The organism is Oceaniferula marina, assembly GCF_013391475.1.
In the GTDB taxonomy this organism is placed as follows: Bacteria; Verrucomicrobiota; Verrucomicrobiia; order Verrucomicrobiales; family Akkermansiaceae; genus Oceaniferula; species Oceaniferula marina.
This window is the reverse complement of the sequence record NZ_JACBAZ010000008.1, coordinates 74,157-100,846: the sequence shown is the minus strand read 5'-3', so window position 1 is coordinate 100,846 and position 26,690 is coordinate 74,157. Positions and strand designations below refer to the sequence as shown.

Annotated in this window: 21 protein-coding genes and 1 tRNA gene; 9 read left to right on the top strand and 13 right to left on the bottom strand. The window is 54.2% G+C overall.

What is annotated here, in order from left to right; translation table 11 throughout:
• Positions 1-26 precede the first annotated feature (26 nt).
• The 4 genes from HW115_RS15995 to HW115_RS15980 form a co-directional block, all read right to left on the bottom strand.
• Entirely contained in the window at positions 27-3,188 is a 3,162-nt protein-coding gene (locus HW115_RS15995) for an efflux RND transporter permease subunit (RefSeq protein ID WP_178933957.1), read from the bottom strand.
• A gap of 45 nt (positions 3,189-3,233) precedes the next feature.
• Complete coding sequence (locus tag HW115_RS15990; RefSeq protein ID WP_178933956.1) at positions 3,234-4,358, bottom strand: efflux RND transporter periplasmic adaptor subunit; 1,125 nt, start codon at positions 4,356-4,358, stop codon at positions 3,234-3,236.
• A gap of 33 nt (positions 4,359-4,391) precedes the next feature.
• The gene (locus tag HW115_RS15985; RefSeq protein ID WP_178933955.1) at positions 4,392-5,660 is read right to left on the bottom strand and encodes a TolC family protein; all 1,269 of its coding nucleotides are present in this window, start codon (positions 5,658-5,660) and stop codon (positions 4,392-4,394) included.
• A 139-nt stretch (positions 5,661-5,799) separates the two neighbouring features.
• Positions 5,800-6,306, bottom strand: coding sequence for a hypothetical protein (locus HW115_RS15980; protein WP_178933954.1), 507 nt, complete (start codon positions 6,304-6,306; stop codon positions 5,800-5,802).
• Between the two features lie 235 nt (positions 6,307-6,541).
• Between HW115_RS15980 and HW115_RS15975 the strand changes: the two genes are divergently transcribed.
• Positions 6,542-7,963, top strand: coding sequence for a tetratricopeptide repeat protein (locus HW115_RS15975; RefSeq protein ID WP_178933953.1), 1,422 nt, complete (start codon positions 6,542-6,544; stop codon positions 7,961-7,963).
• A gap of 196 nt (positions 7,964-8,159) precedes the next feature.
• Here HW115_RS15975 and HW115_RS15970 read toward each other — a convergent pair whose 3' ends face one another.
• Both HW115_RS15970 and rplS read right to left on the bottom strand, forming a co-directional pair.
• Positions 8,160-9,107 carry a hypothetical protein gene (locus tag HW115_RS15970; protein ID WP_178933952.1) on the bottom strand — a complete coding sequence of 316 codons (948 nt, stop codon included), beginning with the start codon at positions 9,105-9,107 and terminating at the stop codon, positions 8,160-8,162.
• A gap of 175 nt (positions 9,108-9,282) precedes the next feature.
• The gene (gene rplS, locus HW115_RS15965) at positions 9,283-9,630 is read right to left on the bottom strand and encodes a 50S ribosomal protein L19 (protein ID WP_178933951.1); all 348 of its coding nucleotides are present in this window, start codon (positions 9,628-9,630) and stop codon (positions 9,283-9,285) included.
• Positions 9,631-9,816: 186 nt separating this feature from the next.
• Here rplS and HW115_RS15960 point away from each other — a divergent pair, with 186 nt between their 5' ends.
• A complete protein-coding gene (locus tag HW115_RS15960) occupies positions 9,817-10,695 on the top strand; it encodes a DUF3472 domain-containing protein (RefSeq protein WP_178933950.1) in 879 nt (292 codons plus the stop codon).
• A gap of 115 nt (positions 10,696-10,810) precedes the next feature.
• A complete protein-coding gene (locus HW115_RS15955) occupies positions 10,811-13,183 on the top strand; it encodes a sulfatase-like hydrolase/transferase (RefSeq protein ID WP_178933949.1) in 2,373 nt (790 codons plus the stop codon).
• A 9-nt stretch (positions 13,184-13,192) separates the two neighbouring features.
• On the opposite strand, the gene HW115_RS15950 is transcribed toward HW115_RS15955, so the two are convergent.
• Positions 13,193-13,942: a sulfite exporter TauE/SafE family protein gene (locus tag HW115_RS15950; protein ID WP_178933948.1), complete on the bottom strand. Its 750-nt coding sequence runs from the start codon at positions 13,940-13,942 to the stop codon at positions 13,193-13,195.
• Between the two features lie 82 nt (positions 13,943-14,024).
• Between HW115_RS15950 and gpmI the strand changes: the two genes are divergently transcribed.
• Together gpmI and recF are read left to right on the top strand one after the other, a co-directional pair.
• Entirely contained in the window at positions 14,025-15,575 is a 1,551-nt protein-coding gene (gene gpmI / locus HW115_RS15945; RefSeq protein WP_178933947.1) for a 2,3-bisphosphoglycerate-independent phosphoglycerate mutase, read from the top strand.
• Positions 15,576-15,650: 75 nt separating this feature from the next.
• The gene (gene recF, locus HW115_RS15940) at positions 15,651-16,760 is read left to right on the top strand and encodes a DNA replication/repair protein RecF (RefSeq protein ID WP_178933946.1); all 1,110 of its coding nucleotides are present in this window, start codon (positions 15,651-15,653) and stop codon (positions 16,758-16,760) included.
• A gap of 212 nt (positions 16,761-16,972) precedes the next feature.
• Here the strand turns inward: recF and HW115_RS15935 are convergent, their stop codons facing one another.
• The 5 genes from HW115_RS15935 to HW115_RS15915 all read right to left on the bottom strand — a co-directional run bounded on the left by HW115_RS15935 (position 16,973) and on the right by HW115_RS15915 (position 22,752).
• Complete coding sequence (locus HW115_RS15935; protein ID WP_178933945.1) at positions 16,973-18,049, bottom strand: metallophosphoesterase; 1,077 nt, start codon at positions 18,047-18,049, stop codon at positions 16,973-16,975.
• A gap of 103 nt (positions 18,050-18,152) precedes the next feature.
• On the bottom strand, positions 18,153-19,628 hold the full coding sequence (locus HW115_RS15930) for an SDR family oxidoreductase (RefSeq protein WP_178933944.1): 1,476 nt from the start codon (positions 19,626-19,628) through the stop codon (positions 18,153-18,155).
• A gap of 55 nt (positions 19,629-19,683) precedes the next feature.
• Positions 19,684-20,679: an ABC transporter ATP-binding protein gene (locus HW115_RS15925; RefSeq protein WP_178933943.1), complete on the bottom strand. Its 996-nt coding sequence runs from the start codon at positions 20,677-20,679 to the stop codon at positions 19,684-19,686.
• A gap of 39 nt (positions 20,680-20,718) precedes the next feature.
• Complete coding sequence (der, locus tag HW115_RS15920; RefSeq protein WP_178933942.1) at positions 20,719-22,110, bottom strand: ribosome biogenesis GTPase Der; 1,392 nt, start codon at positions 22,108-22,110, stop codon at positions 20,719-20,721.
• A gap of 57 nt (positions 22,111-22,167) precedes the next feature.
• The gene (locus HW115_RS15915) at positions 22,168-22,752 is read right to left on the bottom strand and encodes a CDP-alcohol phosphatidyltransferase family protein (protein ID WP_178933941.1); all 585 of its coding nucleotides are present in this window, start codon (positions 22,750-22,752) and stop codon (positions 22,168-22,170) included.
• Between the two features lie 63 nt (positions 22,753-22,815).
• Here HW115_RS15915 and rsmA point away from each other — a divergent pair, with 63 nt between their 5' ends.
• Positions 22,816-24,168: a 16S rRNA (adenine(1518)-N(6)/adenine(1519)-N(6))-dimethyltransferase RsmA gene (gene rsmA, locus HW115_RS15910; RefSeq protein ID WP_178933940.1), complete on the top strand. Its 1,353-nt coding sequence runs from the start codon at positions 22,816-22,818 to the stop codon at positions 24,166-24,168.
• A 100-nt stretch (positions 24,169-24,268) separates the two neighbouring features.
• On the opposite strand, the gene HW115_RS15905 is transcribed toward rsmA, so the two are convergent.
• Positions 24,269-24,343: transfer RNA gene (locus HW115_RS15905), tRNA-Arg, on the bottom strand.
• A 410-nt stretch (positions 24,344-24,753) separates the two neighbouring features.
• On the opposite strand from HW115_RS15905, the gene HW115_RS15900 reads away from it, so the two are divergent.
• From HW115_RS15900 to HW115_RS15890, 3 genes are all read left to right on the top strand, one after another.
• Complete coding sequence (locus tag HW115_RS15900) at positions 24,754-25,527, top strand: MotA/TolQ/ExbB proton channel family protein (RefSeq protein ID WP_178933939.1); 774 nt, start codon at positions 24,754-24,756, stop codon at positions 25,525-25,527.
• 169 nt (positions 25,528-25,696) lie between these two features.
• Entirely contained in the window at positions 25,697-26,152 is a 456-nt protein-coding gene (locus HW115_RS15895; RefSeq protein WP_178933938.1) for an ExbD/TolR family protein, read from the top strand.
• A 34-nt stretch (positions 26,153-26,186) separates the two neighbouring features.
• The gene (locus HW115_RS15890) at positions 26,187-26,654 is read left to right on the top strand and encodes an ExbD/TolR family protein (RefSeq protein ID WP_178933937.1); all 468 of its coding nucleotides are present in this window, start codon (positions 26,187-26,189) and stop codon (positions 26,652-26,654) included.
• Positions 26,655-26,690: the final 36 nt, after the last annotated feature.

Here is a 26,690-nt window from a genome sequence, read left to right as displayed (position 1 = left end):
AATAAACGGTTCTTTGTTGTTGGTCGTTATTGGGTGGCGGGGCTTTGTTGTTTGACTGCTTTCAGGGCCGCCTTACGGCCGAAGAGCCAGAAGACTGCGGGGGTGACGGCAAGGCCAAGCAGGGTGGAGGTTACCAGTCCTCCAACAATGACGATGGCGACTGGGTTGAGAATTTCCTTACCGGGGGCCTCGGCCGGGTTGGAGTCTGGCAGTCCAGGGAGGAAGCCGAGGTTGGCAACCAGCGGTAAGAGGGCAATGCCGGCGGACAGGGCGGTCATCAAGACCGGGACGAGACGTTCGAGGGTTCCACGTTCGATCATTTGTCGGGTAAAGCCTTCTCCCTCGTGGCGCATCAGGTGAAGGTAGTGGGAAATCATCATGATGCTGTTTCGCGCGGCAATCCCGGCGATGGCAATAAACCCAACCAGGGTGGCGATGCTGATATTGTTGAGCGTGAGATAGGTGAGCACGATGCCTCCTACCAAGGCGATTGGAATATCGGCCAGCACCTGAAAGGTGAAAACCGGGGTGCCGAAGTAGCTGTAGAGTAAAAAGGCAACGACAAGTAATACCAGAACCGACATGATGGCGATGCGCCGTGATGCATCTTGCTGGGCGACATATTCACCTTCGTAGCTGACAAAATACCCGTCGGGGAGAGAAACTTCATCTCCGATGCGTTGTTTGAGTTCTTCCACCAGAGGGACCAGATCGCCGGCTGTTGGGTTGATACTCACGACGAAACGGCGTTGGGTATTTTCTCGTTTGATGGTGTTGGGACCCTTCGCTTGGCGGATGTCTGCGAGGTTTTTCAGGGGGACGCGTTGTCCACTTGAGGTGTCGATATACATGTTGGCCAGGCGCTCGGGGGACTCCCTCCATTCGAGTGGCAAGCGAACGACAACATCGTAGATCCGTTGTCCTTCGTAGATTTCTGCAACGGCTTCTCCTCCCAGCAGTGTGGCCAGTCGTTCGTTCAATGCTCCAGGTGTGATTCCGTATGCCTGGGCACGTTCCCGGTCGACTTCAATGCGTAATTGCGGGATCGGTGCTTGTTGCTCCACCCGGGCTTCTTCCAGCCCGGGGATGGTCCGGGCAACGGCTTGGATTTCATTGCCAATTTTTCGTAATTGTTCGAGGTCATTTCCTTTGATTTTGATGGCGATTTTTGCCGAGACGCCGCTGAGCATGTGGCCGATGCGGTCGGCCAGTGGGCTGCTGATCGCGGAGAAGGTGCCGGGCATTTGAACCGGGCTCATGGCCTCGCGGATATCATCGAGGATTTCGTTCCGGGTGCGCGAGCTTTCAGGGTCGATATCCACTTCAAATTCAACAGTGGATACGGGAACAACATGGTCACCCCGTTCGGCCCGTCCGGCTCGGTAGCCAACGGTTTTGACTCCTTCAATTTGCATGATGACCTTGCTTGCGGTGTCCGCCAACTCGGTTGTTTGTTTGAGGGAGGTTCCCGGAGCGGTGGTTGTGGCAATGACGTAGGTGGGTTCACGGAACGCTGGCAGGAAGTTATTTCCCATTTGAGGATAGAGGAGCCCGGCACCGACAAGCAGAGTGAGGGCGATGGCGATCACGGCCAATGGTTGGTTCAAGGCGAGCCTGAGCCATGTGTGTTTCAGGATCCATTTCATCAGCCTTACCAGTGAGCTGTCCTTATGCTTTTTCTTGCCCTTCGGGTTGAGTAAGAGGGAGGAAAGCACGGGGATGACTGTCAGGGATACCAGAAAGGAGGCAGCCATACTGACAATGGTGGCGATGGCAATCGGTGTAAAAAGTCGTCCTTCGACACCGCTGAGTGCCAGCAGGGGAACAAACACGAGAATGATCAGAACGGTCGCGTAAAGAATCGAGCTTCGGACCTCGGATGAAGCGGAGGCAATCACCTCAAGCTTGGGTTTTGGCGATTCCTTGCGGGCGTTTTCCTTCAACCTGCGGAAGACGTTTTCCACATCGACGATGGCATCGTCCACGACCATGCCGATCGCTACAGCGAGTCCACCCAGAGTCATCGAGTTGACGCTGAGCTTGAAGAGGTCGAAAACGATCACGGCGATCCCGAGAGATAGAGGGATGGAGGTGAGGGTGATCAGAGTGACCCGCACATTCATGAGAAAAAGAAACAGGATGATACAGACCATGAAGCCACCTAACCAGAGCGCTTCAATGAGGTTTTCGTAGGAGAGGTTGATGAACTCGGACTGCTTGTAAATCGGTGTCAGTGTGACGTTGCCGGGTAGGTTGGGTTCGATGTCCCTCAATGCCTTTTCTACTTCCTTGGTTAGGTTGAGCGTGTCAAAGCCGGGTGATTTGGTGATGCTGAGGACCACTCCTCGGTGGCCATTGGCAGAAGCATCACCGCGCATGGGTTCGGTGTCCCATGCTACGGTGGCGACATCCTTGATGCGGATGGACCGGTTGTTGACCCTGCGGACTTCGGTGCTGCCAATGGTATCGAGGTCAGTGGTCATACCAAGGTTGCGGACCATGATTTCCTGTGAACTTTCCGTGAGGAATCCACCGGTGGTGTTGCTGACGACTTCGGATGCGGCCTGACGGAGTTCGTCGAAACTGACACCGTGGGAGAGCATGCGGTCGGGGTCAGGTTGGATTTGTAGTTGTTTGATCCCACCTCCCATCGCCAGCACCTCGGCAATCCCCCGAATCCCTTGAATGCGGCGGGCAATGGTCCAGTCCGCCAGGGTTCGAAGGTCCCGAGGTTCGATCTCGCCACTGGGGTCCGTGATGCCCAGTAGCATGATGTTGCCCATCAGGGAGGCGACCGGTGTCATGTAAGGTGTGACTCCGTTGGGTAAGGATTCGGTGGTTCCCAGTAAACGTTCCTGAACAAATTGGCGTGCTTGATAGATGTCCGTTCCCCAATCGAATTCGACAAAGATGAGGGAGAGCCCGACGTCGTTGGTTGCGCGTAAGCGGGTGACTCCGGTAACGCCCATCAGGCTGTTTTCGAGTGGCACGGTGACCAGCGTCTCAACCTCTTCGGGCGCGAGGCCCGGGGCTTCGGTAAGGATGGTTACTGTTGGCTTTGTTAGGTCGGGGAGGACTTCGATCGGCAGTTGGGTGGCGCGGTAGTAACCGGTTCCTAACAGAGTGATGGCGACGGCGAGGATCAGTCCTCGGTGCGCCAGGGAAAATCGGATGAGCTTGTTGAGCATAGTGGGTGAAGTGAATGATTCAACAGGTGGGCTGGTTAGGTTACATCAGGCTTGGGATGGTTTTGCCTGGCGGATGCCACTGATGATGAGCAAAGCCAGCAAGATGGCGGAGCTAGCCATGAACAACAAGGTGAGCGGTTGGGTCCAGGCGGACGGTTGCTCCGCTTCTGTTCCTTTTTTTGCTGCGAGCTGTTCCTCGGTCATTTTTGATCCGTCCTCATTGTGCTCGTGGCCGTGGGCGGCATCGAGCGCTTCTTTTAAGGATAGGCCGGAGCCCGAGGCAAAACTCAGAGCGTAGGAGCCGGTGGTGACTACTTCATCGCCTTCAAACAGGCCGCTGATGATTTCGACATAGCGGTCATTTTTTTCCCCGGTTTGTACGGGGAGTCGTTTGAAGGCATTCGGGATTTCGATGTGTTTGACATAGACGACGCGGTTGGATGCATCCCCTTGAAGGGCTTCCCTTGGGACGGCCATGACATTTTTCCGACTGGAGGTCACGATTGAGAATTCGGCACGCATACCTGGGCGGAGGCGGTTGTCTTTGTTCGGGACGCGGAAAATCGCCCCGATGGTGCCGCCTTTGCTGTCGGCTTTGGTATCGAAGCGGAACAATTCACCATCGATATTGACCCCTCCGAGTGCCGGAATTCGGATATGGGCTTTGGTGCCGGGTTTGAGCTGGCTGACGGCATCTTCGGGGACCTGGGCCGTGGCCCAGACTTCGCGGAGGTCCATGATATCGAGGAGTTCGTTTGCCGGTTCGACGGGTTCTCCGAGTTTGATATGGCTGGTGAAGATCAGTCCGTCGCGAGGCGCTTTGAGTTCGATCACTGGTGGTGGACTACCGGGTTGGCGGCTTTCCACCTTGACCAGAACATCACCTTTTTTGACCTGGTCGCCTTCGAAGGCCTTGACGTCGATGATTCGGCCTGCGATTCGGGAGCTGAGAACCGAGTGGTTACTGGGGATTTCACGGATGGTTCCGATAGCGAAGATGGTTCGTTCGAAATCCTTGACTTCGACTTCACGGTATTCGATGCCAAGGTTGCGCACACCTTCCGGGCGCAGGGAGATAAAGTTGGATGGGTCTTCGGAGGATTCGGCACCGAATGAGGTGCAGAGACCGAGCCCGATGATTGTGAGAATGTGACAAAGAGATGCGTTCATGGTAAAAAAGTGGATGAATGGTAATGAGGCGTTTTAGCGTCCGAGTGCTGATTCGTAGCGTGTTTTTGCCAGATGAAAATCGCGCAATGCGTCCAGTCGCGAGGATGCGAGTTCGAGCAGTTGTTCGCGGGTTCTCAGGCTTGCCTGAAGGTCTCCCTGGCCCTCTCGGTATGCTTGGTCGGCGAGTTTGGCTTGTTGTTCTGCCAGTGGGAGCAGGGTGGTGGTGATCTCGGATGCCAGCTTGGCCCACTCTCTCATTTCGGCATAAGCGGTGGCGGCTTCGTGACGGATGGATGAGTCGAGGGCTTTGGCCTCATGGGATTTTCTCATGGCCCTGGCCTCAGCTTCCTGGATGGCCCCTTCATTTTTATTCCAGAAAGGAAGGGGGATGCTAACACCAAAGCTGAAAATGGCCTCCGTGTCGTAACCTTCCGGAGCATCCTCACTGCGTTCTAATCCTCCGGAAAAGGATAGCTCGATATCTTCCTGGCATTTGCTGCGTTCCAGAGCGGCTGACTCGCTGGCTTCACGGACAGCAAGGCGAGCCGCCTGCAGGTCCGGGCGGCGGGTGGTGTCGGATGAACGTTTGGGGAGTGGGATTTCCGGCAGGCTGCCGCTGACCACGAGGGGAGCGGTGCTTGGCATGCCGAGTAGCGGTTTGAGGGTTCCGGCGAGGCTTGCCGCTTCGGCGTCGAGTTGACGAATGCGGTTGATGAACTGGGCAGCTTCGAGTTTGGCTTGTCCGGCATCGAGGCTGGAGCCTTCTCCTTTTTTGGCGGCTTCGCCGATGAAGGAGGCGAGTTGTTCGGCGACCTTGGCCTGTTGTTGGAGTAGCGCTTTCTGGCGGCGGATGGCGAGGGTTTTGATCAGGATTTGTTTGCTTTCGGCGATCAACCTTCGTTCTACGTCACGGACCTCGGCCTGGGCGCCTTCGAGGGCGGTGGTCGAGACCGATTTTTCAAGTGCCAGGCGGTTGGTGAGTGGGAATTTTTGTGAAATCCCGACGGTCAGGCTTCGTTCGCGGAAATCGGCATTGTGACCGAAGTCGATATCGAGTTCCGGGTTGCTTTTCCTGCCAGACTGGTGCAGTCGCCCGCGGGCTTCGGCGATGCGGTATCGGGCCGCATTCAGTTCCGGGTTTTGTTTGCGGATCCGGTCGGGTATGGAATGAAGGGAGATGATGAGCGCCTCGGATGCGAGGCTGGTGCTTGAGGTCAGAGTGAGTAAAGCAAGGCTCAGGAAGCTTGGTCGGCGAAGGGGGACTTTGATGAAACGGTGGGTAAAACAGGTAAAAAAAGACATGGAGAAATTGGGTTTGATCTCTGAAGAAGAGGTCTCGGAACAGGAAGGCCGCAGCTTAAAGGCAAAGCGGAACCATGGTTCGGCTTCGTTGACGTGAATCAGGCACTGGTCAACTCAATCGAGAGTGACGGCCTTGGGATCAAACGAGGGAGGGGCCTCGGACGGGAGTGTTTTTCCGATGTTGCTGTTTGAGCTGGGAGTCTTGCTCATCGGTGTCATCGGGGAAATTGGTCGGGGGGCGGTTCTGCGATTCTGCCGGAGGTCCACCATTGGGTAAAATTCCGTCGAAGGGTGAGATCCATTGAAGGCCGCAGAGATCGGTCAGGGAAGGGCTGGGGACCTTGAGGTCCTGGCTGGGCAGCATGCTGTCGCTATCGAGGATGAAGCACAATTGGCATGGGTTTTCCTCAGGTTTGGGCTCATTGTCTTCCGTGGGGGAACACGGGGCGTCACCTGGCGCGTGGCTGTGATCATGAGTGTGGTCGTGATCGTGGTGGGCGAGGCTCCCTTGTTGAGGTGTTGCAGCATCTTGTTCTTCAGCCTGTTCTTCATGGCAGGTCAACTGGCAGCAGACGGATTGGCTTGGGCCAAAGATCCCGAACTGATCCGTGACACAGCGCCCGTAGGCGGTGACGAGAAGAATCATGATCAGGGCGGAACCAAAGATACGCATTGCAGGGACCCTCTTGTATTTTCTAGGGAAGTCAAGTTGAAAGGATCCGCTTGTCTGCGATCTTGTTTGTGACGTCATTGTAGATGCACAAAAAAATCTAAATGAATTGTGGGAAGTGAGCTTGCCAAGGCGTCTCATTTGGACATGATGCAACGCGTTCAATGAGACTGGAATCATCCAGCGAAAAGAATTCAACGAGTGACTGACTATGAGTGAAGAATCGAATCCACCTACCGAATTAACTGAAGCCCAACTTTCCTCTGATATCAAGGCCTTGTGGTTGAAGGCTCAGAGTGCTTTTGAGCAGCGCAATTTCACCTATGCAATCAAGCTATGTTTGGTTGTGTTAAAAGATACACCCGGTTTTTTGGATGCTCGGCGCTTGGCTCGGAACAGTGCGGCTGCCGATACGGCTGGTAGCAAAAAGAAAAAGGGTTTGTTCGGAATGGGCGGGGGGGGCGTTTCCTCCGTGACCTTGATGAAAATCCAGAACCAGGGGAAAAAAGATCCCATGGCTGCTTTGGGTGCGTTGGAGGAGGAGTTGGCAAAGGCCCCCTTTGATGGAGGGGCGAATGATTTGTTGTTCGATAACGCCATGCGTCTGAACATGCTTGATACTGCAGCGTTCGCACTTGAAACGGTCCGTAGTGGTGCCCCTGAGAATACCAAGTTGCTGCACAAACTGGCGGAGCATTATCTGGCCCGTGATGAACCCGACAAGGCCGCGGATGTTTACAACGACATTGTGAAACAGGACGTCACCGATATGGATGCGGTGAAGGGGTCCAAGGATGCCACGGCCCGGGCTTCGATGAAGAAGCAGAAGTGGGAGGAGGCTGAAAGTTTTCGTGATGTGATGCGAAGTGGCGATGATGCCGCGGAGCTCGAGTCTGCGAACCGTGCGGCGATGACCCGGGATCAGATGATGGAAAAGCTGGCCCGACTGTCTGAAGACTATGCCGGAGATAATCAGAACCTGGCACTGGTCAAAGAAATTGCCGATCTATACGAGCAGTTGGAAGACTGGCCCAATGCCTATTCGTTTTTCCAGTATGCCTTTGAATTGAGTCAAAAGGACGTGGCTTTGCAAAACAAAGCGGCGTATATGAAAGACAAGGCGGCTGAGTATCAGATCACTCAACTCAGGGAGGCTTGTGCTGCCGACCCCGATAACGAGGAACTGCGCCAGCAGTATGAAGCGTTGGTGAGTGATCGCACGAGTGAACAGGTGAGTGAGGCCCAGGAGCGGGTGGATCGCAACCCGACCGATCCGCAGCTTCGTTATGAGCTCGGTCTGGCTCTCTACAATGCCGGTGATTTCAGTGCTGCGATTCCACATTTGCAGCAAGCCACCCGGAACCCGCATATTCGGACCCGCGTGCTGCTTTTGCTTGGGCGAACATTTAAAGCTAAAAACATGTATGATTTGGCGATCAAGCAGCTTTCAGATGCCCTGGAGGATCTGCTCAGCATGGACGGAACCAAAAAAGAAGTGCTGTATGAAAAAGGGCTCATCCATGAGGAGACGGGTGATGCCTCAGCGGCCTTGGACAGCTTTAAGCAAATTTACGAAGTCGATTACGGATACCGTGACGTTGCCCAGCGCGTGGAGCAATCCTACACAGGCTAAGCAAGGTCTATCGGCCTGAACCGATTCCATTCACCCCGGGCGCGTGCTTTGTATGCTTCCGGGGTGGTTTATTTTACGGTGTTTACTGTATTTAGGGAGTTCGTTTTTTCGTCCCCGTTGTTTTTCCCCGCGATTGTTCCCGGGGTGCAGACTTGTGAGTAGGGGGGCAATCTCTCAGCGAGCTACTCAACTGTTGTCAGTTCGAGTTTAGGCTGTTGGCGAATTCGCGCCACATGAAACGGGTGATGTGGGAGTTCAGGCGTAGCTCAGCGGGTGTGTCTGGATCGGCTTCGGGTAAGGGGCTGAAGGCGGTGGTTTCGGCCAAATGAGCCCGCAGCAGATTGTAAACGCCGAGTTTGCATTGTTTGGTGAGTGTTTCGACGTCGTCGGGAGCTGCCATGAATGACAGCGGTGGGGTTTCCCCCTGCCGTTTTCCATCGCTGCGGGTGAACCAGATGGCAATGGGCACGCGTGGGGTATCGGGTGGTGTTCCTTTTCCAATGCTGGTTTGGAATGTCACCTTAAGGATGTAGCCTGATGCCTGGGCGATGGAGTCAGCCGTTTGTTTTAAGGCGGACTCGAGAGCTTGCTTGTTTTTGATGGTGGCTCCGGCGTGCAGGGTGATGGTGATATCTCCCAGTGGATCCGGGTTCCATGCTGGTTGTTTGGGTTTGAGGCGGGTAATGGCTTTATGGGCCATGCTGGCTTCCTCTGGGCTTGCTTTGGTTGTGTCGAGGACCCGTTCCCAGGCGAGCAGCGCGTGTTGCCATGCTTGTTGGCTTTCCAGCTCCTGAGCCAGCTGAACCATCGACGGGGCACCCTCGTTGGCCAGAATGCCGTATTCCGAAAGCTGGGGGGAGACGCCGAGGTCTCCTGTGGGGAGTCGTTTGGGTTTGGGGGGCTTGACGCGTTTGGGTTTGACCAGTTTGGGCGCTTTTGGTGCTTGTTTTTTTACCTGAGTGTCAGTGCTGGTGATCGATGCTGCAGGGGCAGGGGCGTTTTCTTTTTTCCATTGTTCTTTGGCTTCCTGGTTTTCTTCAGCGCTGGGTGGCGTGGTGAAATCGGCGTCCCGGGAGCCGAAATACCACACGCTGCCAGTTGCGATCACACAGGACAGGATAGCAATGGGGACGGGAATGCGCATGGAGTAGGAAGGTGGATAGTGAATCGAAAAAGCGATCTGGGGAATGTCGAACAGTAGACTTACTGAGATACTTAGGAAATGCTTACAACAAAGGTGGCAAATTTCCATGAAAAAAGCCCCCTGTATAAACAGGAGGCTTTATGAAATCAGTGATGAAGTGTTCGTCGGGACTGGATTAGTCCTGATCGGCAGGCTTAACGTAGAGCGCACGCTTGCCGACGCGGTCGCGAAGGTAGTTCAGTTTGGCACGACGCACCTTGCCGCGGCGGGTGACTTCGATTTTGGCAACACGAGGTGTGTGCAGAGGGAAGACACGCTCGACGCCTTCGCCGGAGGAAATCTTACGCACGGTGTAGGAAGTGTTGATGCCGCTTCCTTTTTTTCCGATGCAGAGACCTGCGAAAATCTGGATACGCTCTTTTCCTCCCTCGACGACGCGGGTATGCACTTTCAAACTGTCTCCGACGTTGAAGTCTGCGACGTCTTGGATTTGTTCTTTTTCGATTTTATCGATGATGTTCATGGCTGCGTAAGGTTGGAAAAGGGTTGAAGTTGAGTTACTAAAGCGTTACTTGGATGCGTTGAACCTCTGGTTGGCAACGCGCGGGGCGGAGAACTAGCGCAGTCGTTGCCGTATTGCAACTGTTTTTTCGTTAAGAATACTGAAAAATTGCAAATATTTGCCGTCAGGTGGCGTTATACGGCTGATATGAGAAAATTTGCCTATGTTCTGCTTTGTATGATGGCTTTGGCTCAAGTGGTTTCTGCTGTGAGTCAGGAGGTTCTGGAGATGGAAAAAAAACGGCAATGCCGCTCGGTGCATTTGGGGTATGAGATGAAGGAGGCGACGGCTTTATACAATGAGATTGTGGTCCAACGCTCGGCTCCAGGAACCTATTACTGTGCCATGGGCTTCAATCGGGGGTACTTTGGCATGCAGGAGCTGGCCAATGGTAAGAAGGTGGTTATTTTTTCGGTTTGGGATAAGAGTAACACGGATGATAAACACGCGGTGGATGAATCCAAGCGTGCCAAGGTGCTGGCGAAAGGCGAAGGCGTCAGGACCGGGCGTTTTGGCGGTGAAGGCACCGGAGCTCAGAGTTTTTACGATTACGATTGGAAAATCGGTGAGACCATCCGTTTTTTTGTTCAAGCAAAGGATATCGAGGTGGATGGAAACCAGTTTACGGATTTCAAAGGATGGTTTTATGATAACCAGCGAAAGAAGTGGCAGCTGATGACTGTGTTGCGGACGCCGACGACCGGGATCAAGCTGCGTGGCGGCTATTCCTTTGTGGAAGATTTCCGCAGAAACTATGAGTCTGCGAAAAAGGTGCGTCGCGCCCGTTTTCAAAACACCTGGGCTCTTCTGCCCGATGGGAAGTGGAAACCTCTGAATCGGGCGAAATTTACCGGAGATCGCAATCCCGCCACCAATGTTGATGCCGGTAAGGAAGGGGACGGCTTTTTCCTTCAAACCGGTGGCGATACCGAGATGAAAACCACCAAACTGTGGACGATGATGCAGGGGAGCCCACGCAAAGGGAAACTTCCGACATCACTCAAACCTCTTTTAGAGGAGAAGTAGAGGTGGTGTGATCATTGAGCTGTGCGAAGATAAGGGGGTGGCAGGTGTTCGAATTCCCATCGAAGGATCGAGAACGCTTGCCATAAGCTCGTGATCTTGATACCCCCCCGCGCAGATGCCTCTTAACGAAACAGGAATTCACCTTGGTGTGAAGCAACATGATGAGCCGCTCCAAGTGGCTCACATTGTCGCTTGGTTCGGTGGTATTCTCTGTGCTTTGGTTCCCTTTATTTGGGCCTGGGAAGTCGGGTCCATGCAGATTCCGGTACGTTTTGGATCCGGGAATATGGGGTTCAACCTCTTGATTGTGACCGGGCTTTGCTTGCTTGGCTCGGTAGTCGGCGGCTATTGGTGGCGTTATTGTAAATTCCTGCTGGGTGCCAGAGATTCGATTTTGACCTGGGCCTCCGTTTCCCTGTTGATCCTTGGACTGGCCGGATGTTTTTTTGTGCAGGTTCACGCAATCTTTTTTTACCTTGTGGCAGCTTTGTTGCTGGTCACTCTGGTGCTGAGTTTTCTATACCGTGAACAGCCGCTGGGTGGTCGTCCGAAGCTCGAGTGGGCAGGTTTTTCCGGTTGGCTCAAGAACCGCAGCCCTTGGAATGCGGTCTTTTTCTTTGTCTTGTTTGTCGCGTTGCTCGCCAATAATCTGACCTTGGTTGCATCGCTGGATCTCTCGGTTCTTGGTAAAGTTCAGGTGTTTATTGGTCGCTTTTTTACCCAGGGGGTATTTGTCGGAATCTGTTGCCTATTGGCAGAGCTTGTGGTTCGGGCAACTCCGAGGGGATTGAAGTGGTCTCCGTGGTTGGTCTTTGGTTTGCTGCCCTTATTGGTGATCGCGGATCAATTGCTCGGGATCATGTGGAGCCGACCACTGATTCATACGGTGAATGCGATGACCCAATCGGGAAGTTTCCAGCCCGAGGTGGAGCTTAAGACCAGCGGATTGGAGGTTGGAGCAGCCATGGCTTGGTGTATTGTTATCGGCATTTGGCTGTCCGGCTTGTTGCTTGCCGGTGGATGCTGGTTTGTTTCCAAGCGCTTTCAGACACACATGAGTGTGCGCTCGGTTTTGGCCGGGGTGATGATTTGCTGGGTGGTCGTGCTGGTCGAACAAGGTGTCGGCGCCCTGTGGATGGATGTAACGGATCGTCAGGCCGAGTACAAAGCCTTTGATTTCCACCCCGGATTGTTTTCTCCTCCAGAGGGGGTAGGAGCTTATCAAGTGGCATTTCGGCAACCCCGGGCAGACATGCAGGTGGAGATTCCCTCACTGGACCATAAACCGGATGTGTTTGTGTTTATGCTCGAAAGCACGCGGGGGGATGCCATCCGCCCCGAGGTTGCACCTTTTTTGAGTCGCTTGCGCGAAGAAGAATGCCAAGTGTTGAGCTCAACCTGGGCGGGGTCGAATGCGACCCATTTATCTTGGTATTCGTTTTTCCACAGTCAGGTCCCGGTGTTTTGGCGCGATGACCTGGAGTCGATCCCAGACCGCAGTGCCTATGCCGGGGCCATGCCGTTGCAGTATCTCAAGCGTGCAGGCTATGAGATCGAAGTTCGCGCCGTCTGTGATCTGTCGTATAAGGACTTCGGATTGTCGAACTTCGGGGCGGGAACCAACCTTGCCTCGGTGGTGGTTCAGGCGGATGATGCCAATATTGAGTTTTCCAACCTGGGGATCGCAGAGCGTGAGCGCCAATGTTTTGAGCAACTTCGCTCGTCGGTGTTATCGCGCCCTGACGGCGGAGGCTTTTATTTTACAGCGTTGGATTCTCCGCATTACAACTACTATTGGCATGATGATTTTGATCCTCCCTTTACGGAGTTTGATGAGGACACGCGTTTCCCTCTGAATCCAAGCGAGGATGAAGTCCAGCGGGTTTTAAACCGCTATTGGAATGCCGTGGCCTGGGTGGATTTTCAGATTGCCGATTTTTGTGCCTTCCTCAAAGAGCAGGGGCGCTACGATGAGAGCATTATCATTGTTGTCGGTGATCATGGTGAGGAATTTCAAGAGCAGGGGAGTTGGTTTCATTGTTCATCCTTGCAGCCGGAACAAACCTCCGTGCCGATCTTGATCAAGTGGCCTCAATCGATGGGCCGGGGGCCTGAGCAAAGTACCGCCTGCCATCTGGATGTGATGCCTAGTTTGTTCCATGCGCTTGGATTGCCCGAGCAGAGCCGCCGGGGCATGGTCGGACGAAATCTTTGGACAGGCGCTCAGGAAGCCACAGCCATCAGCACGACGGCATATGCCGGGCAGAGCGGCGAGACCATGCGGTTGCGACGGGGCGCTTACGAGGCGGTCTTTTCCTGGGAAAAGTACTGGGAGGCCCGGGTTCCCGAGGAAATGGTGCTCGAACAATTGCGGGGACCTGATGGTGAGATCAGACTGTCCGATGCCGGTGCTTATGAAGCTGAGCTACGTCGGCTTTTCCCGGATGCCTTTGAGCGTTTCTTCGAGCACCTGGAAGTCCGGGACTAGATGGCTGAATTAGATGGGTGAATAAAACCAAAGCCGGATTCCCGCAATGAAGGCAAACACGATGACCGTGATTTCGAACAGCCGCTGAGGGATGATGGTGATGAGTTTTTTTCCTCCGAACACCCCGAGCGCGATGGCTGGAATCATCGCGAGATTCAGGAGCAGGGTGTCCATCGTGATCAATTCGAGTCCGGCATTGAGTGGTAGTTTGAGTAGATTGATGGCTAGGAAGAGCCGGGCCCCGACACCGATCAGTTCCATTTTTTCCATTCGGCGCGAGAGCATGTAGAGTTGCATGATCGGGCCTGCGGCATTGGCGAGGACCGTTGCGATGCCTCCGGCGGTTCCTGCGATAAGGCCAAAGCCCCGGGTGTGGGCAAGTTTTTCCAAGAGTTCGGGTTTGAGTTTGCTCATCAACTGCAGGGCCACCATGCCGAGGATGATGCCTCCGATGATTTTGCGCATCGTGGTGTTGTCCACCTCCCTGATGACCAGAACGGCGAGTGCCATACCGATGAGAACCGGCCAGGTGAGCTTCCAGACGGATTTCCAGGAGGCGTATTTGCGAAATGCCGGAAAGACGAGCAGGTCGGCGATGATTAACATGGGCAGGGCGACGCCCAAGGACTCCTTGGCCCCGAAGATGTCGGCCAGAAGAAAGACGGAAATGAGGGAGACTCCTGAGAACCCCGCTTTGGCGATACCGATGCAGCAGGCTGCGATGGCGGTCAGGATCCATAGAGTGGTCTCGTCAGGCATGCGAGGATATGGGCAGAGAATGGCAGTATTTTCAAGGATTCGTCATTGGCATTTGTTCATACTGCGCTAAATAAAGCGCGCCATGTCAGATCAAACCGATAAAAAACCTGTCGTTCTTATCATCCGTGACGGCTGGGGTGTGAACCCCGGAGGTCAGGAAACAGCCGAACAAGATGGAAATGCCGTGTTGCTCGCCGATACTCCCTATCATGAGATGCTCTGGTCCACCTACCCCAAGGGCTTTGTCAGCGCTTCGGGAATGGATGTTGGCTTGCCCGATGGTCAGATGGGTAACTCGGAAGTCGGACACCTGAATCTGGGTGCTGGACGGGTCGTGTATCAAGACCTTACCCGGATCAACAAATCCATCCAAGACGGCGACATTCTGGAGAATGAGGTGCTCAAGGAAGCCTTCAGTAAGGCCCAAGACGGAAAGGCCGTGCATTTTATGGGCCTGATTTCAGATGGTGGAGTTCACAGCCACCAAGAGCATCTCATTGCGCTCTGCGATATGGCCAAACAAAATGGCTGCGAAAAAATTTACGTGCATGCGATCACCGATGGACGTGACACGTCTCCGACCGGCGGTGAGGGCTACCTCAGCTATGTCGAGGATGCCATTGCCAAGTCCGGTGCCCGGATTGCAACCGTGATTGGGCGTTACTATGCGATGGACCGCGATAAGCGTTGGGATCGTAACCAGATTGCCTGGGATGCGATTGTTGAAGGCAAGGGGGAAAAGAAAGATATTCTTACCAGTGAGGCGGTAGCCGAGATGTACAAAGACGACAAAACGGATGAGTTTTTGCTGCCGATGACATTCTGTGATCACGACCAGCGCCGCGTGAACGACGGTGATGTCGTGATCTGGTTCAACTTCCGCGCCGACCGTGCCCGCCAGCTTTCCGATGCTTTCCTCAAGCCCGACTTCGATGGCTTTGACACCCATGGGGCACCCAAGGTTCACTATGTAACGCTGACCGAGTATGACGAGACATACGGTGTGCCTGTGGCATACGGTCCCGAGGATTTGAAAAACGTTCTGGGTGAAGTGGTTGCCGAGGCTGGTAAAAATCAGATGCGGATTGCAGAGACGGAGAAATACCCACACGTTACCTATTTCTTTAATGGTGGCAAAGAGAAGCCAAACGAAGGGGAAGACCGCACGATCGTTCCATCTCCCAAGGTCGCGACTTACGACCTTCAGCCCGAGATGAGTGCTCCTGAAGTCATGGACACCCTGGTTCCCAAGCTTAAGGATTACGATATGGTGATTCTGAACTTTGCCAACCCCGACATGGTCGGTCACACCGGGATTGTCGAAGCCGCCGTTAAGGCTTGTGAAACCATTGACGAGGGGGTCAAACGGGTGTCGGAAGAAACCCTGCGCCTTGGTGGTAAGCTTCTGATCACTGCGGATCACGGCAACTGCGAAAAAATGATCAATGCCGACGGATCTCCGCATACCGCTCACACCACCAACTTGGTTCACGCCATCTATGTGGCTGCCGACCACGAGGATTATACCGTGAACGATGGTATCCTTGCCGATGTTGCTCCGACCCTGCTCGACATGATGGGGCTTGAGCCATCCGCTGAGATGACCGGTAAGTCACTTCTTGCAAAGAAGTAAGAAAACGAAACAATTGATTTCTATCAATGGCAGGTGCGCATCGTTGGCACCTGCCATTTTTTTGTTACGTGCTTGATGTGGGTTGCCAAGCCGCAGGCGATCGCTTACAAAGCTTGCCGACAGGTTGTAAACCTGTCCTACGATGCGATGATTGCCAACCTGCGACTGATGAATTTCCGGTGTTTCGACGCCATGTCGGTAGACTTTCCGGCCTCGGGTGCGGTGATCGTTGGCGCCAATGCCCAGGGGAAAACCTCCATTTTGGAGGCCGTGTGCGTATTGGTTCGCCTGCATTCTCCCCGCAGCCTGCGCATGGGGAAAATGATCCAGATCGATTCGCCTGGTTTTGGTATTGCCGGTGAATGTTGGCAATCTGATCGACAAGTTCGTTTTTCCGCACGGCAGGGGGTCGAAATGAAGGTGGACGATGAGGTGGTTGGCAAGCAGGGAGACTATCTTGCCGGTGGCGGCCTGGTGGTGTGGATGGGGAACGACGACCTTGATCTGGTCCGAGGCAGTGGGCGGGTTCGGCGGCGTTATCTCGATTTCCTTGGTTGCCAGTTGGACCCTGTTTATCGCGATCATTTTAATCGATACCAGCGGGTTTTGAAGGCCCGCAACCTCTTACTCAAGGACCGGGTGCTGCGGGAGCCTGAGATCGCGGCTTACACGGACTTGCTCATCCGGCACGGGAGTTTTCTCACAAAGGCCAGACGAGAGCTGGTGGGATTGCTTTTACCCGAAGTGGTTCATTCCCAGTTAGAGGTGAGTGGGAATGATGAACGGGTTGGGCTCGAGTATGTTGCCGGAGCGGGTGACGATATGGTCAAAAGCCTTGAAATGACTCATGAGCGCGAACGTCGCCTCGGGCAAACGGTTGCCGGTCCCCACCGGGACGAGGTTCGGCTGACTGTCAATGGAATGGCCGCAGCTGATTTTGCCAGTGAAGGGCAGCAGCGGACTCTGGCTTTGTCCCTGAAGCTTGCCCAAGGTGCGCTACTGGAAAAACAAGCGGGTCGAATGCCTGTCTATCTGCTCGATGATATCTTTGGTGAACTGGATGCCGACCGGAGAAATGCATTGATGCAGGCACTCCCAGACGGGGCTCAAAAATTGATCACGACCACGAACATCGATTGGATGCAGGATGAGTTAGATGTGATTGAAGTCAGCAGCCTTAAGTGATCAGCTTCTTATGCCAAGGAGTAAAACAGACGGGACGATAGCCGAGAGGAATGAGTTCTTTGGCAAGGCGCGACGAAGGAATGGTGCGGGCACCATGACTAAGGAGAAACAAAGCCAAAGGAGTCATTCATCCGGAACTCTCATGGATCACGCAGTGCTTTTCCAAATACCTCAACAATGATCAATCGTCTCGTCTGCTTTACGGAGTGGTATTATGAGTTGTTATCTGCGGTTCGGTTTGTGCGGATGGCGACTGCGTGTTTCGGACTGAACCTGAAATCACCCGAGGCGTTGATGCACTGGACGTGAACGAGGTCGAAGTGCGTATCAGTGGCTCGAACGAGGGCGAAGGATCCGTAACCGTCTTTGTTGCCTCGATCTAACTCCCACCCCATGTTGTTGCAGCGGATGACGCGTAGTTTTTTTCGGAAATAGTGCCCGGTGGCATGGCTGTGGCCGTGGCAGAGCCCGATGATGTTAGTATAAGGTGCCAGGGCATCGAGCAGCTGGGTTCGATCTTTTTCCGTCCACCAGCGCGACTGGATACCAAAGGGGTCGAAACCATAGTGTTGGCACAGTAGCACGTGCTGGCCGGATTGTTTCGCTTGGGCGAGTTGGCGTTTGAGCCATGGGAGTGCGGGTTTGCGGCCATAGATACGGTCGGTGGCGAACCGATGCAGTTGGAGGATACGCAGCGGCCCCCAGTGCAGGGCATAACTCAGAGAGTCATCATCGAAGCTGCTAACGGGGATGGGGGGATTCTCGCCTGCATGGCGTTGACGGATGTATGCCCACATGCGTTCGCGGTTGCGTTGGCTGTGATCGAGGTCGTGGTTGCCCAGACCGCAGTGGACAGGGTAGGCGACTTTGAGTTTGGATTTGCCTACGCCTTCTCCGTCATGTTCCCAGAAGGGCCGGAACCCCAGGTAGTGTTTTAGCCCGAGAAAACCTTTACCTCCATTGAGCTCGGTTCCTCCTCCGAAGTCTGTGATGTCTCCGAGGTGGATGATGCCACGTGGGGATTGGATGATGGTTCCGGCACAGGAAAAACCGGATCGTTGCCCATTGATTTGAATGGGCCACCGGAAGCTGCCGTCGGCAATGCGGTTGATGGCTTTGACCATGGCGAGGCTTGCCGGATGGTTTTCGTCAACCGATGAATAGTGGGTGTCTGCTACTAGAATGAAGGTGGCTTCTTTTTCTGTCCCGGGTAGCCCGGCTACGGAAGGGAGTGTGAGCGCAGCGCTGGCTCCAATGGAGGTTTGTAAAAATTGGCGGCGGGTCGGCATCAGTCGTTGTTTTGAAAAATGGGGGGGCGTCGGTAGGGCTGATTGGCCTCAAGCAGCCGCCGCTGAAGTAGTGTGATCGAGAGTGACTCGTCGGGGGACTTGATTACGGGGATGGCGTGTGGTTCGGACGTTCCGGCCAGCCGTTTGCCAGGGAGCTCACCATTCTGGGGAACAACACCATATGAAACGGGAGGGTGGAATACCAGTAGAGTCTTCCGAAAAGCCCCTTCGGGCGGAAGGTGGCAGTCTGGTACAGAGCGCCATGTTCGATCTGAAATTCCAGCCAGGCTTCCCCCGGGAGTTTCATCTCCGCATACAGAGTGAGGCGTCCGTTTTCTTTATCCGCGACGATGACCCGCCAGAAATCCAGGGCGTCTCCTGGTTTGAGTTCATTCTGGCTGCGGCGGCCGCGCCGCATCCCTATTCCACCCACGAGTTTGTCCATCCAGCCTCTAAGCCGCCATGCCCAGAGCATGCTCGGCCAGCCGTTGCCTCCGCCCAGTGCCCAGACGGCGTCCACCACCTGATCGTTTTCTGTCGTCAGGGGAGTTGATTTTTTATCTGTCAGAACGCCGAACTCGGGAACCTGGATGTTCGTGATCTGGTGATGGCTGAGTTGGCCGGATGACAGCGCACCATACCAGGTCGAGGGGACCCGGTTCTGGGCGATGATCGAGAGTGCTCGCTGGATGGCTTCCGGGTAGGGAATCAGGTCCAGAGGGATGAGGTCGCGGATCTTGTTTTCCTTGCAGATCGTTTCCATGTGCAGACTGCCGACCAGGGCCTTGGCGACCTGATAGTGAGTGGCGGTGACCAGGCTGAGCCAGTACGATGACAAGCGGGGGCTGAAGAAAGGAACGGGAATGATAAAGCGGGTGAGTTTGCGTGCCCGGGCATATCTCATCAGCATGTCGCGGTAGGTCATGATGTCGGGGCCTCCGATGTCATAGGCCTTGCCGAGGCATTCCGGGATTTGGGGGACGGCCAGCAGGTAGTCGATGACGTTGCGAATGGAGATTGGCTGGCAGCGTGTTTTGGCCCACTTGGGTGTGATCATAAAGGGTAGCTTTTCCACCAGGTCCCGAATGATTTCAAAGGAGGCAGAGCCTGAACCAACGATGATCGATGCCCGTAGCGTCGTTACCGGGGCTTTGGCCGTTTGCAGGCTTGCGTGAACTTGCTGGCGGGAAGCCAGATGGGTGGAAAGCTGGCTGCCATGCTCGTCAGCCGGAGTCAATCCTGAGAGATAAACAATCTGTTTACACCGGCTGGTTTTGACCCATTCGACAAAGTGTTGGGCGCATTGTTTTTCTCTGCGGTGGAATCCTTCCCCAGAGCCCATTGAGTGAATCAGATAGTAGGCGACGTCGATATCGTCCGGGCAGTCAACTTGCCGCTCCGGTTCATTGAGAAAGTCAAATTCGACGATGCTGAGTCGATCTTGGAACAGTCGGCAAAGCTCGGGCGGTAGGCGGTCTTTGTTGCGAACGACCGCAACCACCTCATGCTCTGTTTCGCTCAAAGCCGTGAGCAGACGGATGCCAATGTAGCCATTTGCCCCTGTGATTAGAAATTTCATGGATCCCTACTCTAACGTGGAATCAGGCGTCTGTAAAATGAAGAGCTGGCTGATTTCATTGCTCTTGATCGACATGACGCCCTAGGCAGCCAGGGCAATTTTGGGCGAAGTGGCCGGGGTGGATTTCCTGCAGCTCTGGCGGGGTTTCGGTGAGGCAGTGTTTTGCTTCTCCCAGGGTGTTGCGCTCTCTGAAGGCGCAGCCTGCGGGCGGGTGAGCCAAGTCGGGAGGTGTGCCCGGGATGGTATACAGGGCTTCTCCCTTGGCGTGGGTCGAGGGGATACTTTTCATCAGCGCCCGGGTGTAGGCGTGAAGAGGATTGGAGAAAAGCGTTTGGGTGGCCGCTCGTTCAACGATGCGTCCGGCATACATCACATTCACCTGGTCACAGCATTGGTGGACGACGGCGAGGTCGTGGGTGATGAGGATGACCGCCGTGCCTAGCGTGCGTTGTCGCTCCTGAATCAGGTCGAGGACCTGTTTTTGGACGGTGACATCGAGCGCGGTGGTCGGCTCGTCACAGATCAGGAGTTCGGGGCGGGTGATCAGCGCCATGGCAATCATCACGCGTTGACGCATACCTCCGGAGAATTCGTGGGGGTAGGCGTGGATGCGGGTTTCCGGTTCGGGGATGCCGACCTCGGCCAGGGCATCGATGGCTTTGTGGAGTGCCGCTTTCCCTTTGATGCCTTCGTGGATTTCCAGTGGCTCGGTGAGTTGGGATGAAATTTTCAGGTAGGGGTTGAGCGAAGTCATCGGATCTTGGAAGATCATCGAGATGCGTTTGCCCCGGATGCTGCGTAGTTGTTTTTCACTGGCTTGCAGGAGGTCGCTGCCGTCGAAGATCGCTCTGCCGCTATGGATTTTCCCCGGAGGTCGTGGGATCAACCCGATCAGCGAGTAGCAGGTTACGGATTTTCCTGATCCCGACTCACCTACGATGCCGATGGTTTGCCCGGCTTCGACGGAAAACGAAACGTCTTCCACTGCGTGTACGGTCCCATTGCGGGTATGGAAGCGTGTGGTGAGCCTGGAAACATCGAGCAGAGGCATGGGGGCGAGGCAGGAATGTGGGGTGTAGAGGGAAGCCGCTTATTTTCTGCGTCTGTCATCTTTGGCCTTGTCCTTGGCATTACGCGAGCGGGTAGAGAAAATAATCGGGATGCCGGGGGTCGGATGAGATTCACGCAGGCGGTTGTTCAAATATTGCTCGTAGTTTTCCTGCAACAGGCGTTTGTCGTTCACGAAGAGGATGTAGGTGGGCACCGGGATGGCCGTATAGCGGTCGTTGACGGCGGTGGTGGCGTAGAGAAGTTTGAGTCGCTTACTACCACGTTTTGCTTGAGGTGGTTTTTTTGCAAATGCCTCCTGCAGGAACCGGTTGAGTTTACCGGTTGTGATCGGGTCCTGGGCGAGTTTGCGGATCTCGGTCAGTTTTTGGAAAATCAGTCCTATTGCCTGGGTTTTGAGCGCCGAAACGGCAACAAAGGGCGCGTAGTTGAGGAAGAAGAGCTCTTTGCGGACGTGTTCCGTTGCTTCTTCGATCCTCACACTGCGGGCCGCCCCCGGATGGAAGAGATCGAATTTATTCAACACGATCAGGCATGGTTTTTTTTCATCCTGGATGAGTCGGGCAATTTTGCGGTCCTGAGCGGATACTCCGGCTCCGAGGTCAACGACCAAAAGGCAGATGTCAGCCCGGCGGATCGAGCGTTCGGCGCGGTGCGCTGAAAAGACTTCAACGGATGAGTCCATTTTGGTGCGGCGGCGAATACCGGCGGTATCGATCAGTGTGTGGCGTTCCCCAAGAAACTCGTAGGGGACGTCGACGGAGTCGCGGGTGGTGCCGGCGATGTCTGAGACAATGGTGCGCTCATCCTTGAGGATCGCATTAATGATCGAGGATTTTCCTGCATTGGGTTTGCCGACAATGGCAATTTTGAGTCCTTCGCGTTGCACTACTTCTTCGGCCTCTTCCTGATCAGCAAGCAAGGGGGCGATGGTGGCGTCGATGGCGTCGGCCAGCTTGCCAAGGTTTTTTCCGAGTTCGGCGGAGACTGGGATGCCGGCCCCGTAGCCGAGGGTTGCGAAGTCGCCGGAGAGCAGGTCTTTTTCCGCATTGTCGGCTTTATTGATGACCAGTTCGACCTTGGTTTTTGATTTGCGGAGGCGTTGGGCCAGTGATTGGTCCACGGCGGTGATCCCGTCTTTGGCATCGACGATGAATAGAATCAGATCCGCCGTGTCCATGGCGATATCGGCTTCCGTGGTGACCGCTTCGCCGAAGCCGTCATCCAGAGGCGCTCCGATCCCGCCGGTATCAATCAGGGTGCAGGGGGATTGGGTGATGGCGCAGGGCGCGGAAATGCGGTCGCGGGTCACACCGGGTTGGTCGTGCACGATGGCGATTCGGCGTCCTGCAAGACGATTGAATAGGGCGGATTTGCCGACATTGGGTCGGCCGACGATGGCTACAGTGGGCATGGGAAATGAGTTTTCAGTGATGGGTGAAGAGACGGGGCGCTGCTGGGGCGGCGAGGGTCAGATGGCCTTGCGGGCGTTGGCGTTAATTTGGAAACCGTGTTGGACGTAGAAAATGCCGGACCAGAGGGTGAAAATTGCAGCCAGAATAGTTGGGTAAAGAAGTGGGAGAAGTTCGATTTTGAGCATGACCCAGGCGAGCAGGGTCATCTGGGTGACGGTGCAGGTTTTGCCGATCCAGCTTGGTCGGATGGGCACCCGCCGCTTGAGATAGTAGAGAATGACGATTCCGCCAAGGATAATGATGTCGCGGGCAATGACGAGGGTCGCAAACCAAGGGGCGATTTGCCATTGGTTTTCGCCCCAGGGAGCAAAAGAGAGAGTGATGATGCCGGTCAGCATGAGTAGTTTGTCGGCAATGGGGTCGATGAACGCTCCGAATTCCGAGCATTGGTTGAAATGGCGGGCGATAAAGCCATCCAAGCCGTCGCTTGCCGCAGCGACGATAAATGTGATGATCGCCAGCCAGCGTAGGGTTTCTTCCGGAGCCCCAGTCTGGACACTCTGGCTGTAGAGCACCGCAAAGACCGCAAAGACCGGAACGAGGGCGATGCGTGTCAGGGTGATCAAAGAAGCGAAGGTCATGGGGAAGTTGGAAGTTGCTTTTTTAGGTGGGTGGGGTGAGATGGTGCTTAAGCAAGCTATACGATGAATCAAACGGAAATAAAAGAACGATTGGAGGCAATGGGCGTGACTCCCTCGAAAAAGTTGGGGCAAAACTTTCTCGTGGATGAAAATGTCGCCCGCTGGATTGTTGACCAACTGCAGGTGGAAGCCGGCGATACGGTGGTGGAGGTTGGGCCCGGGACGGGGGCTCTCACCGAGCATGTGGTGGAGCTGGCAGACAAGGTGATCCTGGTCGAATTTGATGCCCGATTGGCTGAGGGGCTTAAAAAACGTTTTGAAGGGAATGATCGGGTTGTCGTTCACCATTGTGACGGGGCCCGGTTTGATGTGAGGTCCTTGTTTAAAGATCAACCGGTTAAATTGCTGGGGAATTTACCCTATTCCGCGGGAGGGGCGATTATGCGCAACTTTATGAAGCGTCCTTCGCCGGTTTGCCGGGCAGTCTTGATGTTGCAGAAGGAGTTTATTGATCGGATTGTGGCAGAACCCAGAACCAAAGCTTACGGGGTGCTTTCTCTGAGAATGCAAAGTGAATGGAACAGTAAACCTGTAAAAACGATTCCTCCGCAGGCGTTTTTTCCCCGACCATTGATTGATTCTACGGTGATGGTCTGTGAGCCGCGTGCCGATGATTTACCCGTCTATGATGCCCGTTTGTTTGATGAATTGATCCGACGTGGTTTTTCCCAGAGGCGGAAGCAGCTGAGGAAACAAATGCCGGAAAGTGCGAGCTGGGAGGAAGCGGCTGCTGCGGTGGGCTGTGCGGAAACGGTCCGCGCCGAGGAGTTGAGTCTCACCCAGTGGGTTGATTTGACACGTATTTATGATGATCATCCATTGAAGGACCAAGCTCAGGAGGGGAGCGAGCTTTTTGATGTGGTGGATGAGCAGGACCAGGTCCTTCGTCAGGAGACTCGGGAGGTGGTTCACCGTGACGGCTTGATGCACCGGGCCGTCCACATGTTTGTTTTTAATAAACGTAAAGAATTGTTTTTGCAGAAGAGGTCACGATTAAAGGATAAGCATCCAGGGGTTTGGGATTCGAGTGCCGCCGGCCATTTAAATGCAGGGGAGGCTTATGAGGCGACCGCGATTCGCGAATTGGAGGAGGAATTGGGGATTGTGACCGATGAGGTGCAGGCGTTTGCTCGCATCGCAGCCTGTGCCCACACCGGCTGGGAGCATGTCCGTCTTTATCTTGCCCGGCATGACGGGGCATTGCGGTACCCATGCAGTGAGGTGGAGTCCGGTCTCTGGATGTCGATTGAAGGGGTCCGCGAATGGGCGAGGGCCAGACCTGAGGATTTTGCCTCCGGCTTTCTCGAATGCTGGAGCGTGTTTGATTCCAAATTGAACGGAATTGAAGACGCTTAGCTGGATCGGGGAGGTCCGATGGGAGCGGGTTTGAAGACAGGAGGCCCCTTTGTTAGCCAGGCCGTCCGGAGAAATCGCTCCGAAGCGATTGCTTGAGAGATGGTAGGTCCACCAGGAGTCGAACCTGGATCTACGGCTTCGGAGGCCGTTATACTATCCATTGTACTATGAACCCAATTTTTGCACTGTTGTAACTGCTTGATTTTGAGGGTTTAGTGAAGCGGTCCTCTGGTTAGTTAGCAGTTGTGAGTAGACCTTAAACACGAAGCTTTGCTCCTCACGGGGGCGATGCCTACTGCTTTCGGGGAGGGGAGTCAAGCAAGGAGTTTTAAAGAATGTAGAATTATTAATTTTTGGAATTTACTCCTTTACTCCAAGAAAAGAATTCGCAGAATCGTTCCAACCGTAGGTCGTCCCAAACGGATGGCTGGTTATTATTCCAATAAATGCTGGGAACTCACAAATGTTTCAAAGGCGTTTAGCGGGATACCCAGAATGACCCCCATTGCCAATACCCCCATCGCCGATACCCCCGATTTCAATACCTCCAACACCGAACACCAACCAACACACCTAACCTAAAGTATGAAATACGAATCCTATCGATCCCTGAAGACCGTAGCCATCGCTGGTTCCACAGCACTTATGTCTACCTCGTCTTTGTTCGCCGCAACTGAGGACAGCCTTTTGCAGAAGTATGTCATCGCCGGTGGCTGGCCAATGATCCTCATTGGTTTGCTTATTCTGGCCCTGATTGCACTCTGTGTCTTTAACTTTATGAACTTGAGCAAAACCAAGTTCTGCCCGGATGATTTAAAAGCGGGTCTGATGGATCACATGATGAACTGTCGTGTGCGTTCCGCGATTGAGCTTGGTGCATCCCACCCGAGCTACCTCGGTCGCATGATGGCTTACGCGCTTCCTAACGTTGACGCTCGTCGTCCTGAGGATCTCGGACGTGATTACGTTGAGGACGCCATCGCAGATTTTACGATCAACGAAAACCGCAAAAGCATGACCTTGATCAACTATATTTCCTTGATCGCTCAAACGGCTCCCATGTTGGGACTGTTTGGAACCGTGCTTGGTATGGTCGGCGCGTTCGGAACCTTGGCCAGTGGAGACGGATCCGCTGACCCCTCCGCTCTGGCCGGTGACATTTCCGTGGCCCTGTTGACCACGCTTTGGGGACTGGTGACCGCCATTCCGTCCCTTACTGCTTATTTCTTCTTCAAGAATAAACTCAATAACCTCGTTGCCGAATGCCACCATTCTGCAGAGGAACTGCTTAATGCTTCCATTCAGACCGTGAATGGCGATGCACATTTGGCTAAGATCCCAGAGGGTGTGGCCGTTTAATCCGCTAATACCGGATCCCACATCCTTCGGTGCACCCAGCACCAGTCATCATACTTTTCTGAACCAGTTCGCGCAGGTTTTGTGATCTGCGCGGACGACAGAAAAGGCCGAAAAGAGGATGTAAATCCAGGTATTCAAGAAACAGCTAACACGAAAGGAATCTTACACAATGGCATCAAACAAATTACGTAAAGTCGTCGGTGCCGATGACGACGAGTTAAAAGTCGACATGTCACCCATGATCGACATGGTATTCCTGCTTTTGATTTTCTTCATTGTTGCCTCTACGGTGATTGTGGTGAAGCAGGATGCTGAGGTGGATCCGCCGGTGGCCGAGAATTCGAAAAAGGCCAAGGACGGAAAAGGACGGATTGTGATCAACGTTCGCTCAGACGGAACCTTCCGCGCGGAAGTCTCCAGTCTCGAATTTCCCGATGCCGAGGCGATTGAGGATTACGTGAAAAAGAAAAAGGACGAGGAAAAAGCCAAAGGCTTGACTCCGATTATTCACCTGCGTGGTGACAAGGGGGTGTCCTTCAAGCATGTTCGCACGGTGATTCGTGCGTCTGCTCGTGCCGGTGTCGATAACGTGATCTTCTCAGTTTACGGATTCGATAAGAAGTAAGTGCCTTTTAACTTAACCCACTTTTTCATTACCCATGGCTCGTAAAAAAGTATCTGACAATCTCGAAGAAGATGAACCAGGATTGGACATTTCGTCATTGATTGACGTTTGTTTCCTCTTGCTCATTTACTTCCTGGTAACCACAACCATTCAACCTCGCGAACAGGATCTCAAGATGACCCTGCCAGCGGCAGCACCATCCAGTGAACCTCCGGAGCTGGCCCCCATGTTCATTAAGGTGGACAAGAGTGGCTCCATCTACATCAACACCGGAGCCGAACAAGAGGCTTTGGATTCGGATGCCAATGTTCGCAAGTTGCCGCAGCTTAAAGGTCGTCTCGACTCCTACGCCAATGCCGCCCGAGCAGGGGGCAAGGAGCCGATCGTCCAGATTTGGGCCGACGGTGAAGCTGCCCAGCAGCGTGTGGTTGACGTGTTGAACTGTCTCGCCAGTGCGAAAGTCAACAGCGTTACCTTCACGGATTTGGTCGACACCCCGTAAGTCAACGACTGAACCTATCTAGACTCTCCACTTGCA

Bases quoted from the DNA above. Each gene is read 5' to 3' on its own strand.
- HW115_RS15995 (WP_178933957.1), bottom strand. From the start codon at position 3,188: ATGCTCAACAAGCTCATCCGATTTTCCCTGGCGCACCGAGGACTGATC.
- HW115_RS15990 (WP_178933956.1), bottom strand. From the start codon at position 4,358: ATGAACGCATCTCTTTGTCACATTCTCACAATCATCGGGCTCGGTCTC.
- HW115_RS15985 (WP_178933955.1), bottom strand. From the start codon at position 5,660: ATGTCTTTTTTTACCTGTTTTACCCACCGTTTCATCAAAGTCCCCCTT.
- HW115_RS15980 (WP_178933954.1), bottom strand. From the start codon at position 6,306: ATGATTCTTCTCGTCACCGCCTACGGGCGCTGTGTCACGGATCAGTTC.
- HW115_RS15975 (WP_178933953.1), top strand. From the start codon at position 6,542: ATGAGTGAAGAATCGAATCCACCTACCGAATTAACTGAAGCCCAACTT.
- HW115_RS15970 (WP_178933952.1), bottom strand. From the start codon at position 9,107: ATGCGCATTCCCGTCCCCATTGCTATCCTGTCCTGTGTGATCGCAACT.
- rplS (WP_178933951.1), bottom strand. From the start codon at position 9,630: ATGAACATCATCGATAAAATCGAAAAAGAACAAATCCAAGACGTCGCA.
- HW115_RS15960 (WP_178933950.1), top strand. From the start codon at position 9,817: ATGAGAAAATTTGCCTATGTTCTGCTTTGTATGATGGCTTTGGCTCAA.
- HW115_RS15955 (WP_178933949.1), top strand. From the start codon at position 10,811: ATGCCTCTTAACGAAACAGGAATTCACCTTGGTGTGAAGCAACATGAT.
- HW115_RS15950 (WP_178933948.1), bottom strand. From the start codon at position 13,942: ATGCCTGACGAGACCACTCTATGGATCCTGACCGCCATCGCAGCCTGC.
- gpmI (WP_178933947.1), top strand. From the start codon at position 14,025: ATGTCAGATCAAACCGATAAAAAACCTGTCGTTCTTATCATCCGTGAC.
- recF (WP_178933946.1), top strand. From the start codon at position 15,651: ATGTGGGTTGCCAAGCCGCAGGCGATCGCTTACAAAGCTTGCCGACAG.
- HW115_RS15935 (WP_178933945.1), bottom strand. From the start codon at position 18,049: ATGCCGACCCGCCGCCAATTTTTACAAACCTCCATTGGAGCCAGCGCT.
- HW115_RS15930 (WP_178933944.1), bottom strand. From the start codon at position 19,628: ATGAAATTTCTAATCACAGGGGCAAATGGCTACATTGGCATCCGTCTG.
- HW115_RS15925 (WP_178933943.1), bottom strand. From the start codon at position 20,679: ATGCCTCTGCTCGATGTTTCCAGGCTCACCACACGCTTCCATACCCGC.
- der (WP_178933942.1), bottom strand. From the start codon at position 22,110: ATGCCCACTGTAGCCATCGTCGGCCGACCCAATGTCGGCAAATCCGCC.
- HW115_RS15915 (WP_178933941.1), bottom strand. From the start codon at position 22,752: ATGACCTTCGCTTCTTTGATCACCCTGACACGCATCGCCCTCGTTCCG.
- rsmA (WP_178933940.1), top strand. From the start codon at position 22,816: ATGAATCAAACGGAAATAAAAGAACGATTGGAGGCAATGGGCGTGACT.
- HW115_RS15900 (WP_178933939.1), top strand. From the start codon at position 24,754: ATGAAATACGAATCCTATCGATCCCTGAAGACCGTAGCCATCGCTGGT.
- HW115_RS15895 (WP_178933938.1), top strand. From the start codon at position 25,697: ATGGCATCAAACAAATTACGTAAAGTCGTCGGTGCCGATGACGACGAG.
- HW115_RS15890 (WP_178933937.1), top strand. From the start codon at position 26,187: ATGGCTCGTAAAAAAGTATCTGACAATCTCGAAGAAGATGAACCAGGA.